Source organism: Janibacter corallicola NBRC 107790 (assembly GCF_001570965.1).
GTDB lineage: Bacteria > Actinomycetota > Actinomycetes > Actinomycetales > Dermatophilaceae > Janibacter > Janibacter corallicola.
In genome coordinates this window covers 1-21,653 of the sequence record NZ_BCSR01000015.1, presented here as the reverse complement: position 1 = coordinate 21,653, position 21,653 = coordinate 1, and the positions used below count along the sequence as shown (strand labels likewise).

General features: G+C 71.3%; 20 protein-coding genes and 1 pseudogene. 6 read left to right on the top strand and 15 right to left on the bottom strand.

Annotated elements, in window-relative coordinates:
• From JCO01S_RS07670 to JCO01S_RS07635, 8 genes are all read right to left on the bottom strand, one after another.
• Positions 1-1,302: a thymidine phosphorylase gene (locus JCO01S_RS07670; protein ID WP_068253270.1), complete on the bottom strand. Its 1,302-nt coding sequence runs from the start codon at positions 1,300-1,302 to the stop codon at positions 1-3.
• Positions 1,299-1,724 (bottom strand): cytidine deaminase, encoded by a 426-nt coding sequence (locus JCO01S_RS07665; RefSeq protein WP_068253268.1) that lies wholly within the window; start codon positions 1,722-1,724, stop codon positions 1,299-1,301. The genes JCO01S_RS07670 and JCO01S_RS07665 overlap by 4 nt, the downstream gene beginning before the upstream one ends.
• Positions 1,714-2,982 carry an ABC transporter permease gene (locus JCO01S_RS07660; RefSeq protein ID WP_068253266.1) on the bottom strand — a complete coding sequence of 423 codons (1,269 nt, stop codon included), beginning with the start codon at positions 2,980-2,982 and terminating at the stop codon, positions 1,714-1,716. Before JCO01S_RS07660 ends, JCO01S_RS07665 begins: the two co-directional genes overlap by 11 nt.
• Complete coding sequence (locus JCO01S_RS07655) at positions 2,979-4,082, bottom strand: ABC transporter permease (RefSeq protein ID WP_068253262.1); 1,104 nt, start codon at positions 4,080-4,082, stop codon at positions 2,979-2,981. Before JCO01S_RS07655 ends, JCO01S_RS07660 begins: the two co-directional genes overlap by 4 nt.
• Complete coding sequence (locus tag JCO01S_RS07650) at positions 4,079-5,605, bottom strand: ABC transporter ATP-binding protein (protein ID WP_068253260.1); 1,527 nt, start codon at positions 5,603-5,605, stop codon at positions 4,079-4,081. The genes JCO01S_RS07655 and JCO01S_RS07650 overlap by 4 nt, the downstream gene beginning before the upstream one ends.
• 43 nt (positions 5,606-5,648) lie before the next feature.
• Positions 5,649-6,686, bottom strand: coding sequence for a BMP family lipoprotein (locus tag JCO01S_RS07645; protein ID WP_068253258.1), 1,038 nt, complete (start codon positions 6,684-6,686; stop codon positions 5,649-5,651).
• 210 nt (positions 6,687-6,896) lie between these two features.
• Positions 6,897-8,093 carry an amidohydrolase gene (locus JCO01S_RS07640; protein WP_068253256.1) on the bottom strand — a complete coding sequence of 399 codons (1,197 nt, stop codon included), beginning with the start codon at positions 8,091-8,093 and terminating at the stop codon, positions 6,897-6,899.
• Between the two features lie 48 nt (positions 8,094-8,141).
• Positions 8,142-9,233, bottom strand: a complete 1,092-nt coding sequence (locus JCO01S_RS07635; protein ID WP_068253250.1) for a mannose-1-phosphate guanylyltransferase — start codon at positions 9,231-9,233, stop codon at positions 8,142-8,144.
• 98 nt (positions 9,234-9,331) lie between these two features.
• On the opposite strand from JCO01S_RS07635, the gene JCO01S_RS07630 reads away from it, so the two are divergent.
• Together JCO01S_RS07630 and JCO01S_RS07625 are read left to right on the top strand one after the other, a co-directional pair.
• On the top strand, positions 9,332-10,519 hold the full coding sequence (locus JCO01S_RS07630; protein ID WP_068253240.1) for a glycosyltransferase family 4 protein: 1,188 nt from the start codon (positions 9,332-9,334) through the stop codon (positions 10,517-10,519).
• A gap of 25 nt (positions 10,520-10,544) precedes the next feature.
• The gene (locus JCO01S_RS07625) at positions 10,545-11,510 is read left to right on the top strand and encodes a UDP-glucuronic acid decarboxylase family protein (RefSeq protein ID WP_245634365.1); all 966 of its coding nucleotides are present in this window, start codon (positions 10,545-10,547) and stop codon (positions 11,508-11,510) included.
• Here JCO01S_RS07625 and JCO01S_RS07620 read toward each other — a convergent pair.
• The 4 genes from JCO01S_RS07620 to JCO01S_RS07605 form a co-directional block, all read right to left on the bottom strand.
• The gene (locus tag JCO01S_RS07620) at positions 11,484-12,023 is read right to left on the bottom strand and encodes a 2'-5' RNA ligase family protein (RefSeq protein WP_068253235.1); all 540 of its coding nucleotides are present in this window, start codon (positions 12,021-12,023) and stop codon (positions 11,484-11,486) included. The genes JCO01S_RS07625 and JCO01S_RS07620 overlap by 27 nt on opposite strands.
• A gap of 3 nt (positions 12,024-12,026) precedes the next feature.
• Positions 12,027-13,040 (bottom strand): tryptophan--tRNA ligase, encoded by a 1,014-nt coding sequence (gene trpS, locus JCO01S_RS07615; protein WP_068253232.1) that lies wholly within the window; start codon positions 13,038-13,040, stop codon positions 12,027-12,029.
• A 97-nt stretch (positions 13,041-13,137) separates the two neighbouring features.
• A complete protein-coding gene (locus tag JCO01S_RS07610) occupies positions 13,138-14,574 on the bottom strand; it encodes a sugar transferase (RefSeq protein WP_169796911.1) in 1,437 nt (478 codons plus the stop codon).
• Positions 14,575-14,676: 102 nt separating this feature from the next.
• The gene (locus tag JCO01S_RS07605; RefSeq protein WP_068253226.1) at positions 14,677-14,928 is read right to left on the bottom strand and encodes a hypothetical protein; all 252 of its coding nucleotides are present in this window, start codon (positions 14,926-14,928) and stop codon (positions 14,677-14,679) included.
• 200 nt (positions 14,929-15,128) lie between these two features.
• On the opposite strand from JCO01S_RS07605, the gene JCO01S_RS07600 reads away from it, so the two are divergent.
• From JCO01S_RS07600 to JCO01S_RS07585, 4 genes are all read left to right on the top strand, one after another.
• Positions 15,129-17,348 carry an NADP-dependent isocitrate dehydrogenase gene (locus tag JCO01S_RS07600; RefSeq protein ID WP_068253222.1) on the top strand — a complete coding sequence of 740 codons (2,220 nt, stop codon included), beginning with the start codon at positions 15,129-15,131 and terminating at the stop codon, positions 17,346-17,348.
• A gap of 100 nt (positions 17,349-17,448) precedes the next feature.
• On the top strand, positions 17,449-18,057 hold the full coding sequence (gene sigK / locus JCO01S_RS07595) for an ECF RNA polymerase sigma factor SigK (RefSeq protein ID WP_068253363.1): 609 nt from the start codon (positions 17,449-17,451) through the stop codon (positions 18,055-18,057).
• Positions 18,054-18,770, top strand: coding sequence for an anti-sigma factor (locus JCO01S_RS07590; protein WP_068253219.1), 717 nt, complete (start codon positions 18,054-18,056; stop codon positions 18,768-18,770). The genes sigK and JCO01S_RS07590 overlap by 4 nt, the downstream gene beginning before the upstream one ends.
• A 93-nt stretch (positions 18,771-18,863) precedes the next feature.
• A complete protein-coding gene (locus tag JCO01S_RS07585; RefSeq protein WP_068253216.1) occupies positions 18,864-19,859 on the top strand; it encodes a malate dehydrogenase in 996 nt (331 codons plus the stop codon).
• A gap of 119 nt (positions 19,860-19,978) precedes the next feature.
• Here JCO01S_RS07585 and JCO01S_RS07580 read toward each other — a convergent pair whose 3' ends face one another.
• The 3 genes and pseudogenes from JCO01S_RS07580 to JCO01S_RS07570 all read right to left on the bottom strand — a co-directional run.
• Positions 19,979-20,299, bottom strand: coding sequence for a DUF3017 domain-containing protein (locus tag JCO01S_RS07580; protein WP_068253213.1), 321 nt, complete (start codon positions 20,297-20,299; stop codon positions 19,979-19,981).
• 100 nt (positions 20,300-20,399) lie between these two features.
• Positions 20,400-20,951, bottom strand: coding sequence for a hypothetical protein (locus JCO01S_RS07575; protein ID WP_068253210.1), 552 nt, complete (start codon positions 20,949-20,951; stop codon positions 20,400-20,402).
• Positions 20,952-21,174: 223 nt separating this feature from the next.
• Positions 21,175-21,653: pseudogene (locus tag JCO01S_RS07570) on the bottom strand (bifunctional methylenetetrahydrofolate dehydrogenase/methenyltetrahydrofolate cyclohydrolase); the annotation flags it as partial.

Genomic DNA, 21,653 nt, shown 5'->3' with positions numbered 1-21,653 from the left:
TCAGGCCCCCTCCGGCGCGATCCGGTCGAGCACCACGGAGCGCTCCTCCGGCGGCAGGCCGCCGACGCTCCAGGCGCCCTCGAGGGCCGCCTCGGCGTGCGCGAAGCGTTCCGGGGTGTCCGTGTGCAGGGTGATCACGGGGTCGCCCGCGCTGACCTGCTCCCCCGGCCGCACGTGCCACTCCACGCCGGCTGCGGCCTGCACGGAGTCCTCCTTGCGGGCCCGCCCCGCGCCGAGTCGCCACGCGGCCACGCCGACGGCATAGGCGTCCAGCGCCTCGAGGTGGCCGCTCGTGTCCGCGCGCAGCACGTGGCTCTCCTGCGCCGTCGGCAGCGCCGCGTCGGGGTCGCCCCCCTGCGCCGAGATCATCCGGCGCCACACGTCCATCGCCCGACCGTCGGAGAGGGCGGCCCGCAGCTCGTCCGGGCCGACCTCGACGCCCGCGGCCCGGGTCATCTCGTCGGCCAGGGCCACGGTGAGCTCGACGACGTCCTCCGGACCGCCGCCGGCGAGCACCTCGACCGACTCGCCCACCTCGAGGGCGTTGCCGGCCGTGAGGCCGAGCGGCACCGCCATGTCGGTCAGCAGCGCGACCGTGCGCAGCCCGGCATCGGTCCCGAGGTCGACCATCGCGGAAGCCAGCTCGGTGGCGTCCTCCCGGGTCTTCATGAAGGCACCGGAGCCGACCTTGACGTCGAGCACGAGCGCGCCGGTCCCCTCGGCGATCTTCTTGCTCATGATCGAGCTGGCGATCAGCGGGATGGACTCCACGGTCCCGGTGACGTCGCGCAGCGCGTAGAGCTTCTTGTCGGCGGGCGCCAGACCGGACCCGGCGGCGCAGACGACCGCGCCGACGTCCTCGAGCTGGCCGAGCATCGCCGCAGTGTCCAGGTCGGCCCGCCAGCCGGGGATCGACTCGAGCTTGTCCAGGGTGCCCCCGGTGTGTCCGAGGCCGCGGCCGGACAGCTGCGGCACGGCCACGCCGAAGGTCGCCACGAGCGGCGCGAGCGGAAGCGTGATCTTGTCGCCCACCCCGCCCGTCGAGTGCTTGTCGCTCGTGGGCCGGCTCAGGCCGGAGAAGTCCATCCGCTCTCCGCTGGCGATCATCGCCGCGGTCCACCGGGCGATCTCCTCCCGGGACATCCCGCCCATGAGGATCGCCATCGCGAGGGCCGACATCTGCTCCTCGGCGACTCCGCCGCGGGTGTAGGCGTCCACGACCCAGTCGATCTGGCCGTCGGAGAGCTCACCCCGATCGCGCTTGGTCCGGATGATGTCGATGACGTCGTAGGTCTCGGTCACTGCGCTCCCTTCGCCAGGTCCTCGGCCCCGAAGGCCATCGGCAGGATATCGGCGAGGGACCGCTCCCCCTCCGGGGTCCGGATGCGGCAGCCGGCTCCGCCGTGCTCCCAGAGGAGCTGTCGGCACCGGCCGCACGGCATGAGCGTCTCACCTGCGGAGTCCACGCACCAGACCGCGACGAGGCGGCCGCCCCCGGTGCGGGCCAGATCGCTCACCATGCCGCACTCGGCGCACAGACCCACGCCGTACGAGGCGTTCTCGACATTGCAGCCGCTCACGACCCGGCCGTCGTCGGCGTAGCCGGCGACCCCGACCGGGTAGCGGGAGTAGGGCGTGTAGGCGTGCCCCATGGCCTCGACGGCGGCGGCGTGCAGGCGCTCCCACGCCGGAGCGTCGAGGGTCGGGGTCAGATCAGTGTCCATCTCCTCGACGGTAGACCTTCCCGTTGGCTGCCGGCATCCGCAGCCGCTGACTGGCCAGCGCGAGGACCAGGAGGGTGGTCAGGTGCGGGGCGAAGGCGGTCACGTCGCCGGGGATGGTCTCGGTGAGCATCCAGAAGACCGCGACGAGGATGCCGCACGCGAGCGCGATGGCGCCCTGGACCGTGCGCCCCGTGCGCAACAGCTGCCAGAGACCGAGGGCCAGCAGCAGGATCGCGACGAGCAGCAGCAGGGCGTGGATGGCGGCGCCGCCACCGCGCAGCTGCAGGGCGTCCATGTACCCGAAGAGGCCGGATCCCATGAGCACGCCGCCGGGCCGCCAGTTGCCGAAGATCATCGCCGCGAGACCGATGTAGCCTCGGCCGCCGGTCTGACCCTCGCGGTAGGCGTTGGAGGCCACCATCGAGAGGAAGCCGCCGCCCAGCCCGGCGAGACCGCCGGAGGCGGTGACGGCGATGTACTTGTAGAGGTAGACGTTCACGCCGAGGGACTCCGCGGCCGCCGGCGACTCCCCGCAGCTGCGGATGCGCAGGCCGAAGGGGGTGTGCCACAGCACCCAGTATGTCCCCACGAAGAGCAGCAGGGCGATGATCGTCAGCAGCGAGAGGTTCGTCGTGACGGCCCGGATGATCGCGGCCAGCTCGGAGACGAAGAACCAGCCCTTCTCCTCCACCGCCCCCAGCGGTTCGGAGATCCCCGGGATGCCGACCTTCGGCAACGACGGGAGCGGCGGGGACTGCACGTCGCTGCCCCCTTCGAGCTCACCGAAGAAACGGGAGGCCAGGTAGCTGGCGGCGCCGAGCGCGACGATGTTCAGGGCGACGCCGGAGACGATGTGGTCCACGCCGAAGGTGACCGTGGCCAGCGCGTGGACGAGCCCGCCGATCGCCCCGCAGACGATCGCGCCGAGGACCCCCGTCCAGGGCCCGCCGTGCAGGCCGCCGAAGGCCGCGCCCCAGGTCCCGAGGATCATCATCCCCTCGAGGCCGATGTTGATCACGCCGGCCCGTTCGGACCACAGGCCGCCCAGACCCGCCAGGGCCAACGGCATCGCCCAGGCCAGCGCGGCGCTCAGCGTCCCGGAGGCGGAGACGTCCCCGCGCCCGGTGACCAGACGCACGACCGAGAGCAGGACGATGACCGCGGCGAGACCGATCGGCCAGGACCAGAAGGGCAGGCGGCGCCGCGGCGCCTCGGACTCGGTCTCGGTGACCGTCCCGACGCTCAGTGCCGAGCTCATGCCCGGGCTCCTTCCCGGGCGGAGCCGACGTCCAGCTGGCGGGCGACCTGCCGCTGCTCCAGCTGCCGCTCCGTGCGGGCCACGACCTCGTAGGCGATGACGACGGCCAGCAGGATGACTCCCTGGATGATGTAGACGAGGGCCGGCGAGACGTCGGCCTGCAGCTGCAGCGCATCGCTGGACTTCTCCAGCCAGGACCACAGCAGCGCGGCGAAGGCGATGCCGACCGGGTGGTTGCGGCCGAGCAGCGCGACGCCGATGCCGACGAATCCGACGCCGGACTGGATGTTCAGCCCGTAGTTGTGGTCGGCGCCGAAGAAGGCCGGCATGCCGATGAGACCCGCGACCGCACCCGAGGCGACCATCGCGAGGGCGACCATGCGCCCCACCTTCACCCCGCTGGCGACGGCCGCGGACTCGGACTCGCCGGTGGCACGCACGTCGAAGCCGAACCGGGTCCGGCTCAGGACGAACCAGTAGGCCACCCCGAGCAGGACCGCGAGGACCACGAGGGTGTACACACGGTTGGTGGCGTCCGGGACGAGCGGCAGCCCCTCGAGCTGGTTGGACAGCGGGATGTCGGTGGTCTGGCGCGTGTTGCTGCCCTCCGGACGCTCGCCCCAGGACCGCAGCGCCCAGCCGACGAGGCCGAGCGAGATCGCGTTGAGCATGATCGTCGAGATGACCTCGGAGACGCCTCGGGTCACCTTGAGGTAGCCGGCGATCCCGGCCCAGAAGCCACCGACGAACATCGCGACGAGCATCGCGACGACGACGTTGAGCATCCCGGGGAGCCAGGCCTGCCCGGCGAAGAGCGCGGCAGCGAAGGTGGCGATCCGGTACTGGCCGTCGACGCCGATGTTGAACAGCTTCATCTTGAAGCCGATGGCCACGGCCACCGCGGAGACGTAGTACGTGACGCTGCTGTTGAGGATGTTGACGATCGTGCGCGGGCTCGGCTCGGAGAGCAGGGTCGACCAGACCTGACCGACCGGATCCCCCACGGCGAGCAGGACGAGGGAGGTGACGACGAAGGCGACGAGGACCGCGAGCAGCGGGGCCGCGAGGACCAGTCCCAGGCGGCGCGCGCCCCGGGTCATGACGCGTCCTTCCCGGCGCCGGTCATCGCACTGCCGAGCTCCTGGCTGGAGACCGACTCGGGGTCGAACTCGCCGACCAGCCGGCCACGCAGGATCACCTGGATGGTGTCGGAGAGGCCGATGAGCTCCTCCAGGTCGGCGCTGATGAGCAGCACCGCGAGCCCCTCGCGGCGTGCCCGGCGCACGAGGTCCCAGATCGCGGCCTGGGCACCGACGTCGACGCCGCGCGTGGGGTGGCTCGCGATGAGCACCTTGGGCGCGTGGCTCATCTCGCGGCCGACGACGAGCTTCTGCTGGTTGCCTCCCGAGAGCGACCCGGCGGTGACGTTGATGCCGGGGGTGCGCACGTCGTACTCCTGCACGATCCTCTCGGTGTCGGACTTCGCGGCCCGGACGGTGAGCAGCCCGCTCCGGGAGGCCGGCGCCTGGGTCTGGTGCCCGAGCATCCGGTTCTCCCACAGCGGGGCGTCCAGCAGCAGACCCTGGCGGTGGCGGTCCTCGGGGATGTAGCCCACGCCCGCCTCGCGGATGCGGCGCACGTCCCAGCGTGCGGTGTCCTCGCTCTCGAGGAGCACCCGGCCCGACGTGGCCGCGCGCATGCCGACGAGCACCTCGACCAGCTCGGCCTGGCCGTTGCCCTCGACACCGGCGATGCCGACGACCTCGCCGGCGTGGATCGACAGCGTGATCCCCTCGAGGACGTTGCGCGCCCCGCTGCCGGAGGCGAGGGTGAGCCCGTCGATGTCGAGGACCACGTGGTCGGTGACCGTCGACTCCTCGGTCTCCGGGGTGGGCAGCTCGGAGCCGACCATGAGCTCGGCGAGCTCGTGGGCGGTGACCTCCCGCGGGTCGACGGTCGCGACCGTGGTCCCCCTCCGGACCACGGTGACCGAGTCCGCGACGGCAAGGACCTCGTCGAGCTTGTGGGAGATGAAGAGCAGCGTGATGCCCTCACGCTTCAGCTCCCGCAGGTTCCCGAAGAGCTCGTCGACCTCCTGCGGCACGAGCACCGCCGTCGGCTCGTCGAGGATGATCGTGCGGGCACCGCGGTAGAGCACCTTGAGGATCTCGATGCGCTGGCGCGCGCCGACGCCCAGGTCGGCGACGAGCGCCTCCGGGTCGACGTCGAGCCCGTACTCCTCGGAGATGCGGCGGATCTCGGCCCGGGCGCGGGCCCCGATGCCGTGCAGCTTCTCCGCCCCGAGCACGACGTTCTCCAGGACGGTGAGGTTGTCCGCGAGCATGAAGTGCTGGAAGACCATGCCGACGCCGTGCTTGATCGCATCCGCCGGCGTGTGGAGGGCGACCTCCTCGCCACCGATGCGGATCGTGCCCTCGTCCGGGCGCTGCACGCCGTAGAGCATCTTCATCAGCGTCGACTTGCCGGCGCCGTTCTCACCGACGACGGCGTGCACCGTGCCGCGGCGGACCGCGAAGGTGACCTCGTCGTTGGCGACGACGCCGGGGAAGCGCTTGGTGACGCCCTCCACCTCGACGGCGAAGGGGGGATCGTCCGTGGTCATGGCAGCTCCCTGGGTACCGGGTGGGTCACGGGGACCTGCGAGCTCACTTCGACGGGACGGTGATCTTCCCGTCGACGATCTGCTTCTTGTACTTGTCGAGCTTGTCGGTGATGTCGTCGATCTTGCCGCCGGTGGTGGAGTAGGTGACGCCACCCTCCTTGAGACCGAAGGAGATGTTGCCGCTCTGGTTCTTGCCCTCGGTCGCGGCCTGGATGTACTCGTAGACCGCGACGTCGACGTTCTTGATCATCGAGGTGATGATCGTGTCGCGGACCTTCTCGTTCGCGGTCTTGGCCTGGTCGGAGTCGACACCGATGGCCATCTTCTTCGCCTGCGCGGCCGCCTCGAACACGCCGGCGCCGGACCCGCCCGCCGAGTGGTAGATGACGTCGACACCCTTGTCGTACATGCCGTCGGCGGCGGTCTTGGCCTTCGCCGGGTCGTTGAAGCCCGAGTCGTCCGGGGCCAGGTACTTGACCTGGACGTCGATGTCGGGGTTGACCTCCTTGGCACCCGCGACGTAGCCCGCCTCGAACTTGTTGATCAGCGGCACGTCGGTGCCACCGATGAAGCCGATCTTGTCGCTCTTGGTCTTCAGCGCGGCGGCCGCTCCGACGAGGAAGGAGCCCTCCTGCTCGCGGAAGGTCAGCTGGGCCACGTTGTCACCCTTGGACGCCGCCGAGGCGTCGTCGACGATCGCGAAACCGAGGTCGGGGTTGGCCTTGGCCACCTGGCCGATCGCGGGCGCGTACAGGTAGCCGACACCGATGATGTTGGTGCAGCCGGCGTCGATGAGCTGGTTGAGGCGGTCCACGCGGGCGGAGTCGTTCTCGTTCTGCGAGGCCTCGACCTCCTCGGTCTGCACGCCGAGCTCCTCCTTGGCGCGGTCCAGGCCCTTCGCCGCCGAGTCGTTGAAGGACTGGTCACCCCGGCCGCCCACGTCGAAGGCGAGGCAGGCCTTGACGTCGCTCCCGCTGCTGCTGGAGCCGCCGTCGCCGCCGCCGCTGTCGCTGCCGCCGCAGCCGCTCAGGGCCAGCGCAGCCACGGACATGATCGATGCGGCCTTGGCGATGTGACGCAAAGCGCTCTCCTTCGGGACAGGGGTTTCAGGGGGAGGGCAGGCCGAAGCCGAGCCAACCCGGGATGCTACGTGGGGCGGGTGCCCGGCACCCACGTTGCGGGACGGATGGGATCAACCGTTATGAGACCGCGATGCGGATGTGACCCTCCCGTCTCCCGGCGACACCCCACGAGGGATAACCCTCGCCGCGGGACACCGGAGGAGGCCCGCTCAGTCCGGATCCACCCTGGTCCACTCCCCCGCGGCGACGAGGGCCAGCACGGCGGCGCCACTGCGCACCGCCCGCTCGTCCACGACGAGGTCACCCTGGTGCAGGTCGAGGGTGCGCCCGCCCGGGGTGCGCGTGCCGAGTCGCGCCAGGGCTCCCTCGGCCTCGTGCAGCATCCAGGCGAAGTCCTCCCCGCCGAGGCTGTGGGGCGCCGGCACGGGTCGCAGGCCGGCCGTCATCGTCGCGCGCTCCAGGGCGGCGACGGCGGCCTCGTCGTTGACCACCGGGGGCACCCCCCGGGTGTGCTCGACGGTGGCCTCCGCCCCGTAGGGCGCGACGACCTCGCCGACGACCTCGCGCAGCAGCGGACCGATCCGCTCCCACAGGGCGACGTCGAGCATCCGCAGCGTGCCCTCGGCCAGCCCTGCGGAGGGGATGACGTTGATCGCATCGCCGGCCTCGATCCGCCCCCACACGAGCACGAGGCCGGCCCGCGGGTCGACCCGGCGCCCCAGGACCGCGGGGACGTCCGTGACGACCTTGGCCAGGGCGTAGGTGAGGTCCTCGGTGAGGAAGGGCCGGGAGGTGTGGCCCCCCCGGCCCCGGAGGGAGACCGTCACCTGGTCCGCGGCCGCGGTGAGGGGCCCGGTGCGCAGACCGATCTCGCCGACGTCGAGCGAAGGATCGCAGTGGAGGGCGTAGGCAGCGTCGACCCCCTTCATGATCCCGTCCGTGACGAGCCGGGAGGCGCCGCCGGGCATGACCTCCTCGGCGGGCTGGAAGATCAGCCGGACGCCGAGGTGTCGGCGGGCCAGCTCCTCCTCGATCTCACCGAGCGCCAGGGCCGCTCCGAGGAGCGCCGTCGTGTGGACGTCGTGACCGCAGGCGTGGCACACCCCCTCGGTCGTGGAGCTCCAGTCCAGACCGGTGCGCTCCCGCACCGGAAGCGCGTCGATGTCGGCCCGCAGCGCGACGCGGCGGCGCGGGGCGGGATCACCGAGCTCGAGGACCAGCCCGGTCTCGAGGGCGGGGCGAGGCCGCAGGCCGGCGGAGCGGAGCCGCTCGCGCAGCCGCTCGGTGGTCCGGTGCTCCCGGTAGGAGAGCTCGGGGTGGCTGTGCAGGTCCCGCCGGAAGTCGATCAGCTCGTCGTGGAGTCCGTCGATGACGCGCATCAGCGTCGGGGCGAGTGGAGCAGTCATGTCGAGTGCACCTTATCCAGCGACGGCCAGCGAGTGGGGCGACCGCGCTCAGACCAGGTCGGAGCGCCCGGACCGCTTGAGCTCCTCGACGACCTGCTTGACGTCCTGTGCCCGGTCCCGGCTGGCCACGAGCAGGGCGTCGTCGGTCTCGACGACCACGACGTCCTCGAGTCCGACGACGGCGACGAGCCTGCCGGAGGCGGAGAGCACCAGGCCGCCGGCATCGACACCGACGACGTTCTCGTCGCTGCCGACGACGGTCATCCGCCCGTCCCGGCTCGGCAGCAGGTTCGACAGCGAGCGGAAGTCGCCGACGTCGTCCCAGTCGAAGCTCGCGGGGACCACGGCCACGAGCCCCTCGTCGGCTGCCGGCTCGGCGACCGCGTGGTCGATGGCGATCTTCTCCAGCGTCGGCCACACCGACTCCAGCCGGTCGGGGTCGCCCGCGATGGCACGCAACCCGTCGGCCAGCTCCGGGTGCCAGCGGTGGAGCAGGTCCAGCAGCACCCGTGCCCGCACCACGAACATCCCCGCATTCCACCGGAACTCACCGGTGGCGAGGTAGGAGGCCGCCTTGGCCGCGTCGGGCTTCTCGACGAACTGCCTCACCCGGGTGGCGCTGCGGTGCTCCGGAAGCCTGGGCCCGAGCTGGATGTAGCCGAAGCCGGTCGCCGGGTAGGTCGGGCGGATCCCGATCGTCACGAGCCGCTGGCTGGAGGTGGCCACCTCCAGTGCCTCGTGGACCGCGTCGGCGAAGGCCTCCTCGTCGGTGATGACGTGGTCGGCGGCGAAGGAGCCGATCACCGCCTCCGGGTCACGGCGCTCGAGGACGGCGGCCGCCAGCCCGATCGCGGCCATCGAGTCCCGCGGCGAGGGCTCAGCGAGCAGCAGGTCGGCGGGCACGTCCGGGAGCTGCTCGGACACCGCGGCGACGTGGGCGGCACCCGTGACGACGACGAGGCGCTCCCCGACGAGGCCCCGGAGCCGGTCGGTCGTGCCCTGGAGCAGCGACCGGCCGCTGCCGGTGAGGTCGTGGAGGAACTTCGGGGAGCCCGCTCGCGAGACCGGCCACAGCCGGGTCCCGGCGCCACCTGCGGGGACGACGGCCCAGAATCGGTCGGTGTGGGGCGGGCTGGACATGGTGGGCACGCTACCGCGGGTCCGGAGATCACCCACTGCTCACCCGCCACCCGTCTTCCGGTCACCTCTCGGCATCCTGGCCCGGCCACGCTGGCGGCGTGCGAGTTGCCATTGCGACCGAGTCCTTCCTCCCGAGTCTCAACGGCGTGACCACGAGCGTCTGCCGGGTGGCCGAGTGCCTCCGCGAGCAGGGTCACCAGGCGGTCATCATCGCCCCCGGGCCGGCTCCCGCGACCTTCGCCGGCCACCCCGTGCGGACTCTTCCCGGTTTTCCCGTGCGCGGCTTCCGCGCCGGGCTGCCCACCCGTGAGCTGCGCCGCACGCTGCGCTCCTTCCGCCCCGACGTCGTGCACCTGGCCTCCCCCTTCCTCGTCGGTTCCGGAGGAGCGAGCCGGGCCGACGAGCTCGGCCTGCCGACGGTGGCCATCTACCAGACCGACATGCCCTCCTACGTCCGCCAGCACGGGTCGGGCGTCCTCGGTCGAGGTGCCTCGTCGGTGACCTGGGAGTGGATCCGCCGGCTGCACTCCCGGGTGGACCTCACCCTCGCCCCGAGCCGGCCGACCCTCGCCGACCTGCGGGCGCACCGGATCCCCCGGACGGACCTGTGGGGCCGCGGCGTGGACACCCGTCTCTTCCACCCGTCGTGGCGGGAGGACCCCGACACCGCGGCGCTGCGAAGGGAGCTCGCCCCCGGCGGCGAGGTCCTCCTGGGGTACGTCGGCCGGCTGGCGCCGGAGAAGGAGCTGCACCGCCTCGCGGAGCTGGCCCACCTGCCGGGCACGCGGCTGGTCATCGTCGGCGAGGGCCCCTCCCGCAACGAGATCGGCGCCCGCCTGGCAGATGCCGTCGCACGGCGACTCGGCCGCCCCAACCGCCCCCCGGTCTTCCTCGGCTCCCGCACCGGCACCGACCTCGCCCGCGCCTTCGCGGCCCTGGACGTCTTCGTGCACACCGGGACGCGGGAGACCTTCGGTCAGACCCTGCAGGAGGCGGCGGCGACCGGCCTGCCGGTCGTGGCCCCGGCCGTCGGCGGTCCCGTGGACCTCGTCGGGCACGGGAGCACCGGCTTCCTCTTCGACCCGGAGGCCCCCGGCGACCTGCACCGGCACGTGCGTGAGCTGGTGGCCTCACCCTCCCTTCGCGCCACCATGGGTGCCGCCGGCAGGGAGGCGATCCGGGACCGGTCGTGGAGCAGTCTGACGGAGCAGCTGGTCCGCCACTACGAGAGGGTCGTCACGACACCCGCCGGGATCTCCCCCGCGGCCTATACCCTGCAGCGGTGAGGCCCGTGCGAGGAAGGAAGCTGGCGTGACGCCGAGGCGTGTGATGGTGACGGGCGGTGCCGGGTTCATCGGTTCGCACCTGACGGAGCGACTCCTGGACCACGGGCACGAGGTGCTCGTGGTCGACAACTTCTACTCCAGCACGAGGCGCAACCTGACCCATCTGCTGGACCACCCGAACTTCGAGCTGATGCGTCACGACGTGACCTTCCCGCTGTACGTGGAGGTCGACGAGATCTACCACCTCGCGTGCCCGGCCAGCCCGATCTTCTACCAGCGCGACCCGGTGCAGACGACGAAGACCAGCGTGCACGGGTCGATCAACATGCTCGGCCTGGCCAAGCGCACCAAGGCCAAGATCCTGCTCTCCTCCACCTCGGAGATCTACGGCGACCCCGAGGTCCACCCGCAGACCGAGGACTACTGGGGCAACGTCAACCCGATCGGGATCCGCTCCTGCTACGACGAGGGCAAGCGGTGCGCCGAGACCCTCTTCTTCGACTACCGGCGCCAGCACGACCTGGACATCAAGGTCGCCCGGATCTTCAACACCTACGGCCCCCGGATGCAGCCCGACGACGGTCGGGTGGTCTCCAACTTCATCGTCCAGGCGCTCGCCGGCGAGCCGCTGACGATCTACGGGGACGGCGGTCAGACGCGTTCGTTCTGCTTCGTCGACGACATGGTCGATGCGCTGATCGCGCTCATGGGGACCCCCCACGAGGTCACCGGCCCGATCAACGTCGGCAATCCCGTGGAGTTCACCATGCTCGAGCTCGCCGACCTGGTCATCGAGCTGACCGGGAGTCGCTCACGGGTCGAGCACCGGTCGTTGCCGCAGGACGACCCCGCCCGGCGCCGTCCGGACATCAGCCGGGCCGGCGAGCTCCTCGGGTGGGAGCCACGGACCGCCCTGCGGGAGGGGCTGGAGCGCACGATCGCCGACTTCGCGAGCCAACCCGTCTCAGGGTCCGGCAGGCGTTCCGGGTAGCCCCTCCGCGAGGGGGAACTCCCTCACGGGGCGCCAGACCTCGTCCTCCCCGTGCTCGTAGAGGTGGAAGCGGTCGACCGGGAAGACGGCCTCGAAGCCCGCGAGCTCGTCGAAGGCGCGGTCCAGCCCCGGGGTGTCGATCCCGTGGGCGATCGTCACGTGCGGGTGGTAGGGGAACTCGAGGGCCCTGGTCACCGGACCGCCACGCACCGCCTGCTCGAGCCGTTCGCACTCCGGGATGCCCCGGGCGACCTGGACGAAGACCACGGGACTCACCGGGCGGAAGGTCCCGGTGCCCCGAAGGACCATGGTGAAGGGCGCCTGCGCCGAGGCCACTGCCCGCAGATGGCGGACGAAGGGCGCCAGCTCATCGGTGGGGATGTCCGTGGGCGGCAGGAGCGTCACGTGCGGCGGGATCGCGTGCGCGAGCCGGTCACCCACCGCCGCGCGGTGTTGCTGCAACTGCGTCCCCCAGGGTTCGGGGACCGCGACCGAGACACCGTGCACGGGCACGGGTCAGCGCCCTGCCGGCAGCAACCCGACGCTCTCGTAGACCCGATCGCGGGTGGCAGTGGCCACCTCGGAGGCGCGGGCCGCCCCCTTCGCCAGGATCCGGTCCAGCTCCGCCGGGTCCGCCATCAGCTCGGTCATCCGCTGCTGGTACGGCTCGGCGGCGCCCACCACGACCTCGGCGACCTCCTTCTTCAGGTCGCCATAGCCGCGTCCGGAGAACTCGGCCGCGACGTCGACGGCCGGACGACCGGAGAGAGCGGAGTGGATCGAGAGCAGGTTGGACACGCCCGGCTTGGCCTCGGGGTCGTAGCGGATCTCGCCGTCGAGGTCGGTGACGGCCGAGCGGATCTTCTTCGCGATCCGCTTCGGGTCGTCCATCATCGAGATCAGGCCCTTGTCGGAGGAGGCGCTCTTGCTCATCTTCCCCTCCGGCTCCTGCAGGTCCATGATCCGCGCGGAGCTGCTGAGGATGTGGGCGTCCGGCACGACGAGGATCTCGCCGAAGCGAGCATTGAAACGCTCCGCCAGGTCACGGGTGATCTCCAGGTGCTGGCGCTGGTCGTCGCCGACGGGCACCCGCTCGGCGTCGTAGACGAGGATGTCGGCGGCCATGAGGACCGGGTAGGTGAAGAGGCCGACGTTGGCGCCGAAGCCCTTGGTCGTCTTGTCCTTGAACTGCGTCATCCGGCTGGCCTCGCCGAAGCCCATCTGGCAGGCGAGGACCCACATCAGCTCGGTGTGCGCCGGCACATGGCTCTGGCAGAAGATGGCAGAGCGCTCCGGGTCCACCCCGGCGGCGATGTACTGCGCGGCGGTGATGCGGGTGCGGCGGGTGATGTCGGCCGGGTCCGTGGGGACGGTGAGCGCGTGCAGGTCGGCGACGAAGTAGTAGGCGTCGAAGTCCTCCTGCAGCGGCACCCAGTTGACCAGTGCTCCGAGGTAGTTGCCGAGGTGCAGGGAGTCACTGGTGGGCTGCATCCCGGAGAGGATGCGGGAGTGGTGGGATGCGCTGGTCATGCGCGACATTCTGTCAGCCGGGCCACCGCGGCCCGCAGCCACTCGACGAAGTTCTCCGCCGGGACGGCGTCCGGGTGCCACGGATCGCCTGGGCGCGTCAGTACGCGCCGTCCTTGGAGAGCACCGCCGCCGCGGTCCGCCACAGGATCACCAGGTCCTGCGCCACCGACCAGTTCTCCACGTAGTACAGGTCGAATCGCACCGACTCGTCCCAGGAGAGGTTGCTGCGGCCGTTGATCTGCCACAACCCGGTCATCCCCGGCTTGACGAGCAGCCGGCGATGGACGTCCTCCTCGTACCGGGAGACCTCCTCCGGCAGCGGCGGACGCGGCCCGACCAGGCTCATCCGGCCGGCGAGGACGTCGAAGAGCTGGGGCAGCTCGTCGATGGAGTAGCGACGGATGAAGCGGCCCACGCGGGTCACCCGTGGGTCCTCCTCCATCTTGAACAGCACGCCACGGTCCAGGACCCGGGTCTCCAGTGCCGCTCCACCGTCGGTGAGCATCGACATCCGTCGCTCCTCCTGCTGACGGATCTTGAGCTCCTCGAGCTGCTCCTCGGCGTGCATGCCCATCGAGCGGAACTTCGTCATCTCGAAGGTCTGGCCGTCGAGGCCGACCCGCGCCTGCCGGAAGAAGACCGGTCCCCCGTCCTGGAACTTGATCGCCACGGCGGTCACGAGCAGGAGCGGAGAGAAGAGGAGGACGAGGCCGGCCGCACCGATCCAGTCCAGCGTCGCCTTCACCACGAGCTTGGGGCCGGAGAAGGCGGGCGCCTCGACGTGCAGCAGCGGCAGTCCGGCGACCGGCCTCGTGAGCACGCGCGGTCCGGCGACCTCGGTGAGGCCCGGTGAGACGACCAGCTTGATGTCACTGTCCTCGAGGGCCCACCCGAGCCGGCGCAGCCCGGCGCTGCCCAGCCGGTGCACCGCCCCGCAGGCCACGACGTCGACACCGATCTCGATGGCGAGCTTGGCGACCTCGTGCTCGCTACCGAGGACCGGGACGCCGTGCACCTCCGCCTCATCGGTCGTCGAGGTGCACACGCCGACGACTCGGTAGCCCGCCTCGGGCACGCTGTCGAAGGCCTCGATGAGGTTGGCCGAGTGGGCCGCCTCCCCGACCACGATGACGTCGTGCGTCATCCGTCCGGCGGTCCGCTGGGCGCCCAGCCACCGGCGCCACAGCCGCCTGGCCAGATAGAGACCGACCAGCCCGGCCGGCAGCGCGAGCAGGATGTAGCCGCGGGCGATCTGCAGCTGGAGGCCGAAGCCGACGAGCGCGACGCCGGCGAAGATCCGCAGGGTCGCGCTCCCGAGCAGGCGGTACTCGGCCGTGCCGTGCCCGAGCAGGTGCGGTGAGTAGAGACCGTGCAGGCGAAGGGAGAGCCACCAGATGACGACGAGCAGCAGGCTGAACGTCGTGTAGTCCAGGGAGACCAGATCCTCTGGCGACCTGATGCCCTGTCCGTCGACACCGAAACGAATGAGCTGCGCCCCGAAGGTGGCCCAGACGATGACGAGCAGGTCCGTCACGGCCATCCACACCCGTAGACGACTGGTGCCCGCCGGGCCCTCCCCACTCGCGTCATCCCCACTCTCGCCGACAAGGGGCTGCGCGCGACGGTGGAGCACGGCTCAGCCTCCCGCGTGGAACGAGGTGCCGGCCCCGGGGGCCGCCTCGGCCAGGCGCAGCGCCTCCGCCATCCGGCCCCGGTGCGGCTGCCGGGCGCTCTCCCGCCGCAGCTCCTCCAGTCTCGCCGCAGGTCGGGCCGGCGGGCCGGCGCCCCACCCACGACGCACCTGCCTGCGGACAGCGATCCCACCGATGACGAAGACCAGCAGTGGCGTCATGGCCCACCCGGCCATGACGAGGAATCCACTCACCATGTTGCTCGAACCTCCCCCGGATCAAACTGCTATGACCTTACCAATTCCTTACCATCGGTGACCAGATGCCGGACCCTCTTTTTTGACGTCGCGGCGAACGGAGGGTGACAGCGGACCATCGGATCGGCACGTCCCCCTTCGTGGGAAGATCGGGGCGACGCACCCAGCCCATGCCCATGCACCCCACGGAAGGGACTTTCATGACCGCGAAGATCATTTGGACCAAGATCGATGAGGCACCGGCACTGGCCACGCACTCCTTCCTGCCGATCGTCCAGGCCTTCACCTCCGGCACCGGCGTGGAGCTCGAGACCAGCGACATCTCGCTGGCCGGGCGCATCCTCGCCCAGTTCCCCGACCGCCTCACCGAGGAGCAGCGGGTCCCGGACCACCTCGCCCGGCTCGGCGAGCTGACCCAGTCCCCCGAGACCAACATCATCAAGCTGCCGAACATCTCCGCCTCGGTGCCGCAGCTGCGCGCCGCCATCGCCGAGCTGCAGCAGCAGGGCTACGACCTGCCGGACTACCCGGGCGAGCCGAAGACCGAGGAGGAGCAGGCGGTCCACGCCGCCTACGCCAATGTGCTCGGATCCGCGGTCAACCCCGTGCTGCGCGAAGGGAACTCCGACCGCCGCGCCCCGCAGTCGGTCAAGGAGTTCGCCAAGCGGCACCCGCACAAGCTCGGCCCGTGGACCGCGGACAACAAGGCCCGCGTCGCGTCCATGACCGAGGGCGACTTCTACGGCAACGAGAAGTCCACGACGATGTCCGCCGACGACGACCTCACGATCACCCACGTGGCCCAGGACGGCACCGAGACCGTCCTCAAGGAGTCCGTGCCGGTGCTCGCCGGTGAGATCGTCGACGCCACCTTCATGTCGGTCTCGGCGCTGCGGGACTTCTACTCCCGGCAGATCGAGGCCGCGAAGCAGGAGGACCTGCTCCTCTCGCTGCACCTGAAGGCCACGATGATGAAGGTCTCGGACCCGGTCCTCTTCGGGCACGCCGTCTCGGTGTGGCTCGGCGATGTCATGGACAAGCACGCCGACGCCCTCGCCGAGGCCGGCGTGAACCCGAACTTCGGTCTCGGCTCGCTCTACACCTCGATCGAGTCGCTGCCCCGGGAGAAGCAGGAGGAGATCCGCGCCGACATCGACGCGGTCTTCGCCGAGCGCCCCGCCCTGGCGATGGTCGACTCGAGCAAGGGCATCACCAACCTGCACGTCTCCAGCGACGTCATCATCGACGCCTCCATGCCGGTCGTCATCCGCGACTCGGGCCAGATGTGGAACGCCGACGACGGCCAGTCCGAGACCCTGGCGATGATCCCGGACCGGTCCTACGGCCCGATGTACGCCGCCGTCATCGAGGAGCACAAGAAGCACGGCGCGCTCGACCCCGCCACCATCGGCAGCGTCCCCAACGTCGGTCTCATGGCACAGAAGGCCGAGGAGTACGGCTCCCACCCGACGACCTTCGTCGTGCCCGCCGACGGCACCGTCAGGGTGACCGACCGCGCCGGTGGGACCGTCCACGAGCACCGCGTGGAGGCCGGGGACATCTGGCGGATGAGCCGGGCGAAGGACGTCCCGATCCGGGACTGGGTGGGGCTCGCCGTCACCCGCGCCCGCGCGACCGGCGCCTCCGCGGTCTTCTACCTGGACAAGGAGCGCGCCCACGACGCGCAGGTCATCGCCAAGGTCGAGCAGTACCTGCCCGAGCACGACACCGAGGGCCTGGACATCAGGATCCTCCCACCCGTCGAGGCGATCACCTGGACCCTGGAGACCATCCGCAGGGGCGAGGACGTCATCTCCGTCACTGGCAACGTGCTGCGCGACTACCTGACCGACCTCTTCCCCATCCTCGAGCTCGGCACGAGCGCGAAGATGCTCTCGATCGTCCCGCTGCTCGCCGGCGGCGGGCTCTTCGAGACCGGTGCCGGTGGCTCCGCGCCGAAGCACGTCCAGCAGTTCCTCAAGGAGGACTACCTGCGCTGGGACTCCCTCGGTGAGTTCTCCGCGCTCGGCGCCTCGCTGGAGCACCTGGCCAAGACCTTCGAGAACCCCAAGGCGCAGGTGCTCGCCGACACCCTGGACACGGCGATCGCGACGTTCCTCGAGGAGAACAAGTCCCCGGCCCGCAGGATCGGCCAGATCGACAACCGCGGCAGCCACTTCTACCTCGCGCTGTACTGGGCCGAGGCCCTCGCCGCCCAGCAACAGGACGCCGGGCTGGCCGAGCGCTTCGCGTCGGTCGCCGGCTCCCTCAGGGAGAACGAGGCGAAGATCAACGAGGAGCTCATCGGGGTGCAGGGCAACCCGGTCGACCTCGACGGCTACTACCGCCCCGACGAGGCGAAGGCCGCCGCGGCGATGCGGCCCAGCGCCACGCTGAACGAGATCCTGGGCACCCTCTAGGCCCGGACGCTCCGCCCGAAGGGGGTCTGCGGCACCGGCCGCGGACCCCCTTCGCCCGTCCGGACCCATCCGCGTGCGGGTGCGGCTCCGAACCACCATCATGGACGGTGTGCGCCCACTCCCCGACCGTCCCGGCGGACGTGCCGGGGCCGACAGTGGTGCCCGGACCGCTCTCGCCGAGATCCTCCGGGGCGTGGCGAAGGGGGATGACGCCGCCTTCGCGCGGTTGTACGACGAGACCGCGCCGAGGGTGTACGGCCTGGTGCTGCGCGTCCTGCGCGACCCGGCACAGGCGGAGGAGGTGACCCAGGAGGTGTACCTGGAGGTGTGGCGCACCGCCGCCCGCTTCGACCCGGCCCGTGGTTCGGCCCCCGGCTGGCTCATGACGATCGCCCACCGCCGGGCGGTGGACCGGGTGCGCAGCAGCCACGCCGAGGTGCTGCGGGACCGGGCATACGAGGCCCGCACCCACCTGGCCGAGGCGGACACCACGGCCGAGCAGGCGACCGGTCGGCTCGAGGCGCGGCGGGTGCACGTGGCCCTGGCGGCACTCACCGAGCACCAGCGCGAGGCGGTGACGCTCGCCTACCTCGGCGGGTACACCCATCGCGAGGTGGCCGGCCTGCTCGAGCTGCCGCTCGGCACCGCCAAGACCCGGATCCGGGACGGCCTGATCCGCCTGCGGGACCAGCTGGGGGTGACGTCATGAGCGAGGAGCTGCACAGCCTGTCCGGGGCCTACGTCCTCGACGCCCTCACCGACGAGGAGCGCCGTGACTTCGAGCGCCACCTGGAGCGGTGCTCGTCCTGCCGGGACGAGGTCGCATCGCTGCGCGAGGTCACTCCCCTGCTCGCCGAGACCACGGCCGCCGAGCCACCGGCTGCGCTGCGCGACGAGGTGCTCGCCCGGGCCCGCACGACGCGGCAGGACCCACCGCCGGTCGAGGAGCCCGACGCCGGGGAGACCGTCGGCCGCCACCGCGCCGTCCCCTTCTCCCGGCGTGGGCGCACCTGGGTGGCCCTCGCCGCCGCGGCCACCCTCGTGGTCGGCGGAGGCCTCGCCTGGCAGCAGCTGCGCCAGGATCCCGACCCCGTCGAGCAGGTGGCCGATGCCCCGGACGCGCACAGCTGGTGGGCCGAGGCCAGCCACGGCGGGACCGTCACGGTCACGCGCAGCGACCACCTCGACAAGGCGGTGGTCCGGCTCGAGAACCTGCCTGAGCCCGGGCAGGGGCATGCCTACCAGGCGTGGCTGCAGCGCGCGGACGGGTCGCTGGTCTCCGCCGGCGTGGTGCCGGGCGACGGCGAGGCGGTGCTCGAGGGCGACATCGAGACCGCGGTCGGCGTCGGTCTGTCCGTGGAGCCGGCCGACGGGTCGAAGCAACCGACGACGGACCCCGTGGCACTCATCGAGCTGGGGTGACCGCACGGCGACCTGACTGCCGGGCGGAGGGCACACGCTGCTAGCGTCGATGACGGCAGTCTTCATACTCCCAAGCCACGAAGGGGTACCCCAGTGAGCAACACTCCCGTCAAGGTCGCCGTCACCGGTGCGGCCGGTCAGATCGGCTACAGCCTTCTCTTCCGCATCGCCAGCGGCTCCCTGTTCGGGCCCGACACCCCCGTCGAGCTGCGCCTCCTGGAGATCACCCCCGCGCTGAAGGCCCTCGAGGGCGTCGTCATGGAGCTCGACGACTGCGCCTTCCCGACCCTCGCCGGTGTCGAGATCGGCGACGACCCGGAGAAGGTCTTCGACGGCGTCAACCACGCCCTCCTCGTCGGCGCCCGCCCGCGCGGCCCGGGCATGGAGCGCGGTGACCTGCTCGAGGCCAACGGCGGCATCTTCGCCCCGCAGGGCGCCGCCCTGAACAAGGTCGCGGCCGACGACGTGCACGTGACGATCACCGGCAACCCGGCGAACACCAACGCGCTCATCGCGATGAGCAACGCCCCGGACATCCCGCGCAACCACTTCTCCGCGCTGACCCGGCTGGACCACAACCGCGCGATCGGCCAGCTGTCCTCGAAGCTGGATGTCCCGGTCACCGAGATCACGAAGATGACGGTCTGGGGCAACCACTCCGCCACCCAGTACCCGGACATCTTCCACGCCGAGGTCGCGGGCAAGAACGCCGCCGAGGCCGTGGGCGACCAGGAGTGGCTGGAGAAGACCTTCATCCCGACCGTCGCCAAGCGCGGTGCGGCCATCATCGAGGCCCGTGGTGCCTCCTCCGCCGCGTCGGCCGCCTCCGCGACCGTCGACCACGCCCGCGACTGGGCCCAGGGCACCCCCGAGGGCGACTGGGTCTCGATGTCGGTCTGCTCCGACGGCTCCTACGGCGTGCCCGAGGGCCTCATCTCCTCCTTCCCCGTCACCGTCAAGAACGGCGAGTGGGAGATCGTCCAGGGCCTGGAGATCAACGACTTCAGCCGCGGCAGGATCGACGCCTCCGTCGCCGAGCTCACCGAGGAGCGCGAGGCCGTGACCAAGCTGGGCCTCATCAAGGGCTGACGCGCTCCCTTCGTCACCGATTCTCGGGTGACCCGAGAAACCGCCGCTCGGCATGAGTTCGAAACTCGTGCCGAGCGGCGGTTTCTCTTGTCCAGCCGGGGAAAGATGCGCGGGTGGTCTCAGCGGGCGGTGAGGTCCAGCGAGAAGCCCGAGATCAGCACGAGGACCCCGAGGGTGACGAGCACGGCGACGTCGACGACCTTGCTGCGGGAGGCCACCCCGCCGGCCTGCTCGGGGGTGAGGACGAGTCGGAAGGCCGCCGCGAGCAGCAGCGTCCCGGCCAGGCTCGCGGTGGCCCGCAGCATGTGGTCGGTGAGGATGAAGAGCGCGGCCACGAGCAGCCCCGCGAGGACGATCCACCAGGCCCGCAGCGGCGCCACGGCGATCGGCGGTCGAGGCGAAGGGGGCTGCCCACCGCTCTCGTGCTGCTCCGACTCCACGGGGCCAGTGTGCACCACGACGCCGGCCGAGCTGCCGGGACACGGCGAGAGGCCCGCACCCCCGACGGGGTGCGGGCCTCTCGTGTGGACGCGAAGGGCGTCAGTCGCGGCGGCCGGTCACCCCCGCCCCGACGGCGACGAGCGTCGCCCCGCCGGCGAAGAGCATCCCGATGCCCAGCGCGGCGAGCATCGAGTTGTCCTCGGCGACCGTGCCGTCGGTCTGGACGACCTCGGGCGCCTGGGCCTCGGCGTCGTCGCCCTCGTCCTCGGCCGGGGGCGCCTCCTCGGTGCCCTCGCCCTGGTCGTCACCGGTCTCGTCGTCGCCGGTCTGCTCCTCGTTCGGGTCGTTGCACCCGTTGTTCCAGATGTCGCGGCCTTCGCCGTCGTAGTTCTGACCGTCGAACGTGTACCCCTCCCCGTCCTCGGTGTACTCGAAGGGCGGGATGATGTCGTCCGCGTGCCCGACGTGGTCGTTCGTGATTTCCTTCAGGGGGATGTTGACCCGCTCGTACCCGTCCCCGGTGGCGTGACAGACGATGCCCTCACTGTCCCCGGTGTCGGCCGGAGCGGCGACCGCGCCCGACGCGCCGACGGCCAGCAGGCCGCCCGCCGCGAAGACGGTGCTGATGATCCTCGTGTGCTGCTGCTTCACGCAGTCCCTCCCAAATCTGCGCAGGTTCCCCGCGCTGTCGTAGTCCCCCGGAGGCCATTGCTCGAACTCGTCCGAAAGGACTCCCCCGGGGATGCCTCTGCAATTTACCATCGCAAACTTATTCGCACAAGCAAACGCCGAGGAAATTCTCGACGAACCAGGATCACCGAGCGAGGCCGGCGCGCCCGATCCCTCAGGCGCGAAGGGCGCCCGCGATCTCCTCCTAGAGGGCCCGCTCCGCCGCCTCGACGACATTGCGCAGGAGCAGCGCCCGCGTCATCGGCCCGACACCGCCGGGGTTCGGGCTGACCCAGCCGGCCACCTCGGCCACCTCGGGCGCGACGTCGCCGGCGATCCTGCTCTTGCCGTCGGGCCCCTCGACACGGCTCACGCCCACGTCGAGCACCGCTGCGCCCGGCTTGACCATGTCGGCGGTGATGATCCCGGGCCTGCCGGCAGCAGCGACGACGATGTCGGCCTGGCGCACCTCAGCGGCGAGGTCGCGGGTCCCGGTGTGGCACAGGACCGGCGTGGCGTTCTCGCTGCGACGGGTGAGGATGAGTCCGAGCGGACGCCCCACGGTGAGGCCGCGCCCGACGACGGCGACCCTGGCCCCCTCGATCGGCACGTCGTGCCGGCGCAGCAGCTCGAGGCAGCCCATCGGCGTGCACGGCAGCGGCGCCGGCTCGCCGAGCACGAGCC

Coding starts and splice junctions, on each gene's coding strand:
- JCO01S_RS07665 (WP_068253268.1), bottom strand. CDS start 1,724: ATGGACACTGATCTGACCCCGACCCTCGACGCTCCGGCGTGGGAGCGC.
- JCO01S_RS07660 (WP_068253266.1), bottom strand. CDS start 2,982: ATGAGCTCGGCACTGAGCGTCGGGACGGTCACCGAGACCGAGTCCGAG.
- JCO01S_RS07655 (WP_068253262.1), bottom strand. CDS start 4,082: ATGACCCGGGGCGCGCGCCGCCTGGGACTGGTCCTCGCGGCCCCGCTG.
- JCO01S_RS07650 (WP_068253260.1), bottom strand. CDS start 5,605: ATGACCACGGACGATCCCCCCTTCGCCGTCGAGGTGGAGGGCGTCACC.
- JCO01S_RS07640 (WP_068253256.1), bottom strand. CDS start 8,093: ATGACTGCTCCACTCGCCCCGACGCTGATGCGCGTCATCGACGGACTC.
- JCO01S_RS07635 (WP_068253250.1), bottom strand. CDS start 9,233: ATGTCCAGCCCGCCCCACACCGACCGATTCTGGGCCGTCGTCCCCGCA.
- trpS (WP_068253232.1), bottom strand. CDS start 13,040: ATGACCAGCGCATCCCACCACTCCCGCATCCTCTCCGGGATGCAGCCC.
- JCO01S_RS07605 (WP_068253226.1), bottom strand. CDS start 14,928: ATGGTGAGTGGATTCCTCGTCATGGCCGGGTGGGCCATGACGCCACTG.
- JCO01S_RS07600 (WP_068253222.1), top strand. CDS start 15,129: ATGACCGCGAAGATCATTTGGACCAAGATCGATGAGGCACCGGCACTG.
- sigK (WP_068253363.1), top strand. CDS start 17,449: ATGGACGGTGTGCGCCCACTCCCCGACCGTCCCGGCGGACGTGCCGGG.
- JCO01S_RS07590 (WP_068253219.1), top strand. CDS start 18,054: ATGAGCGAGGAGCTGCACAGCCTGTCCGGGGCCTACGTCCTCGACGCC.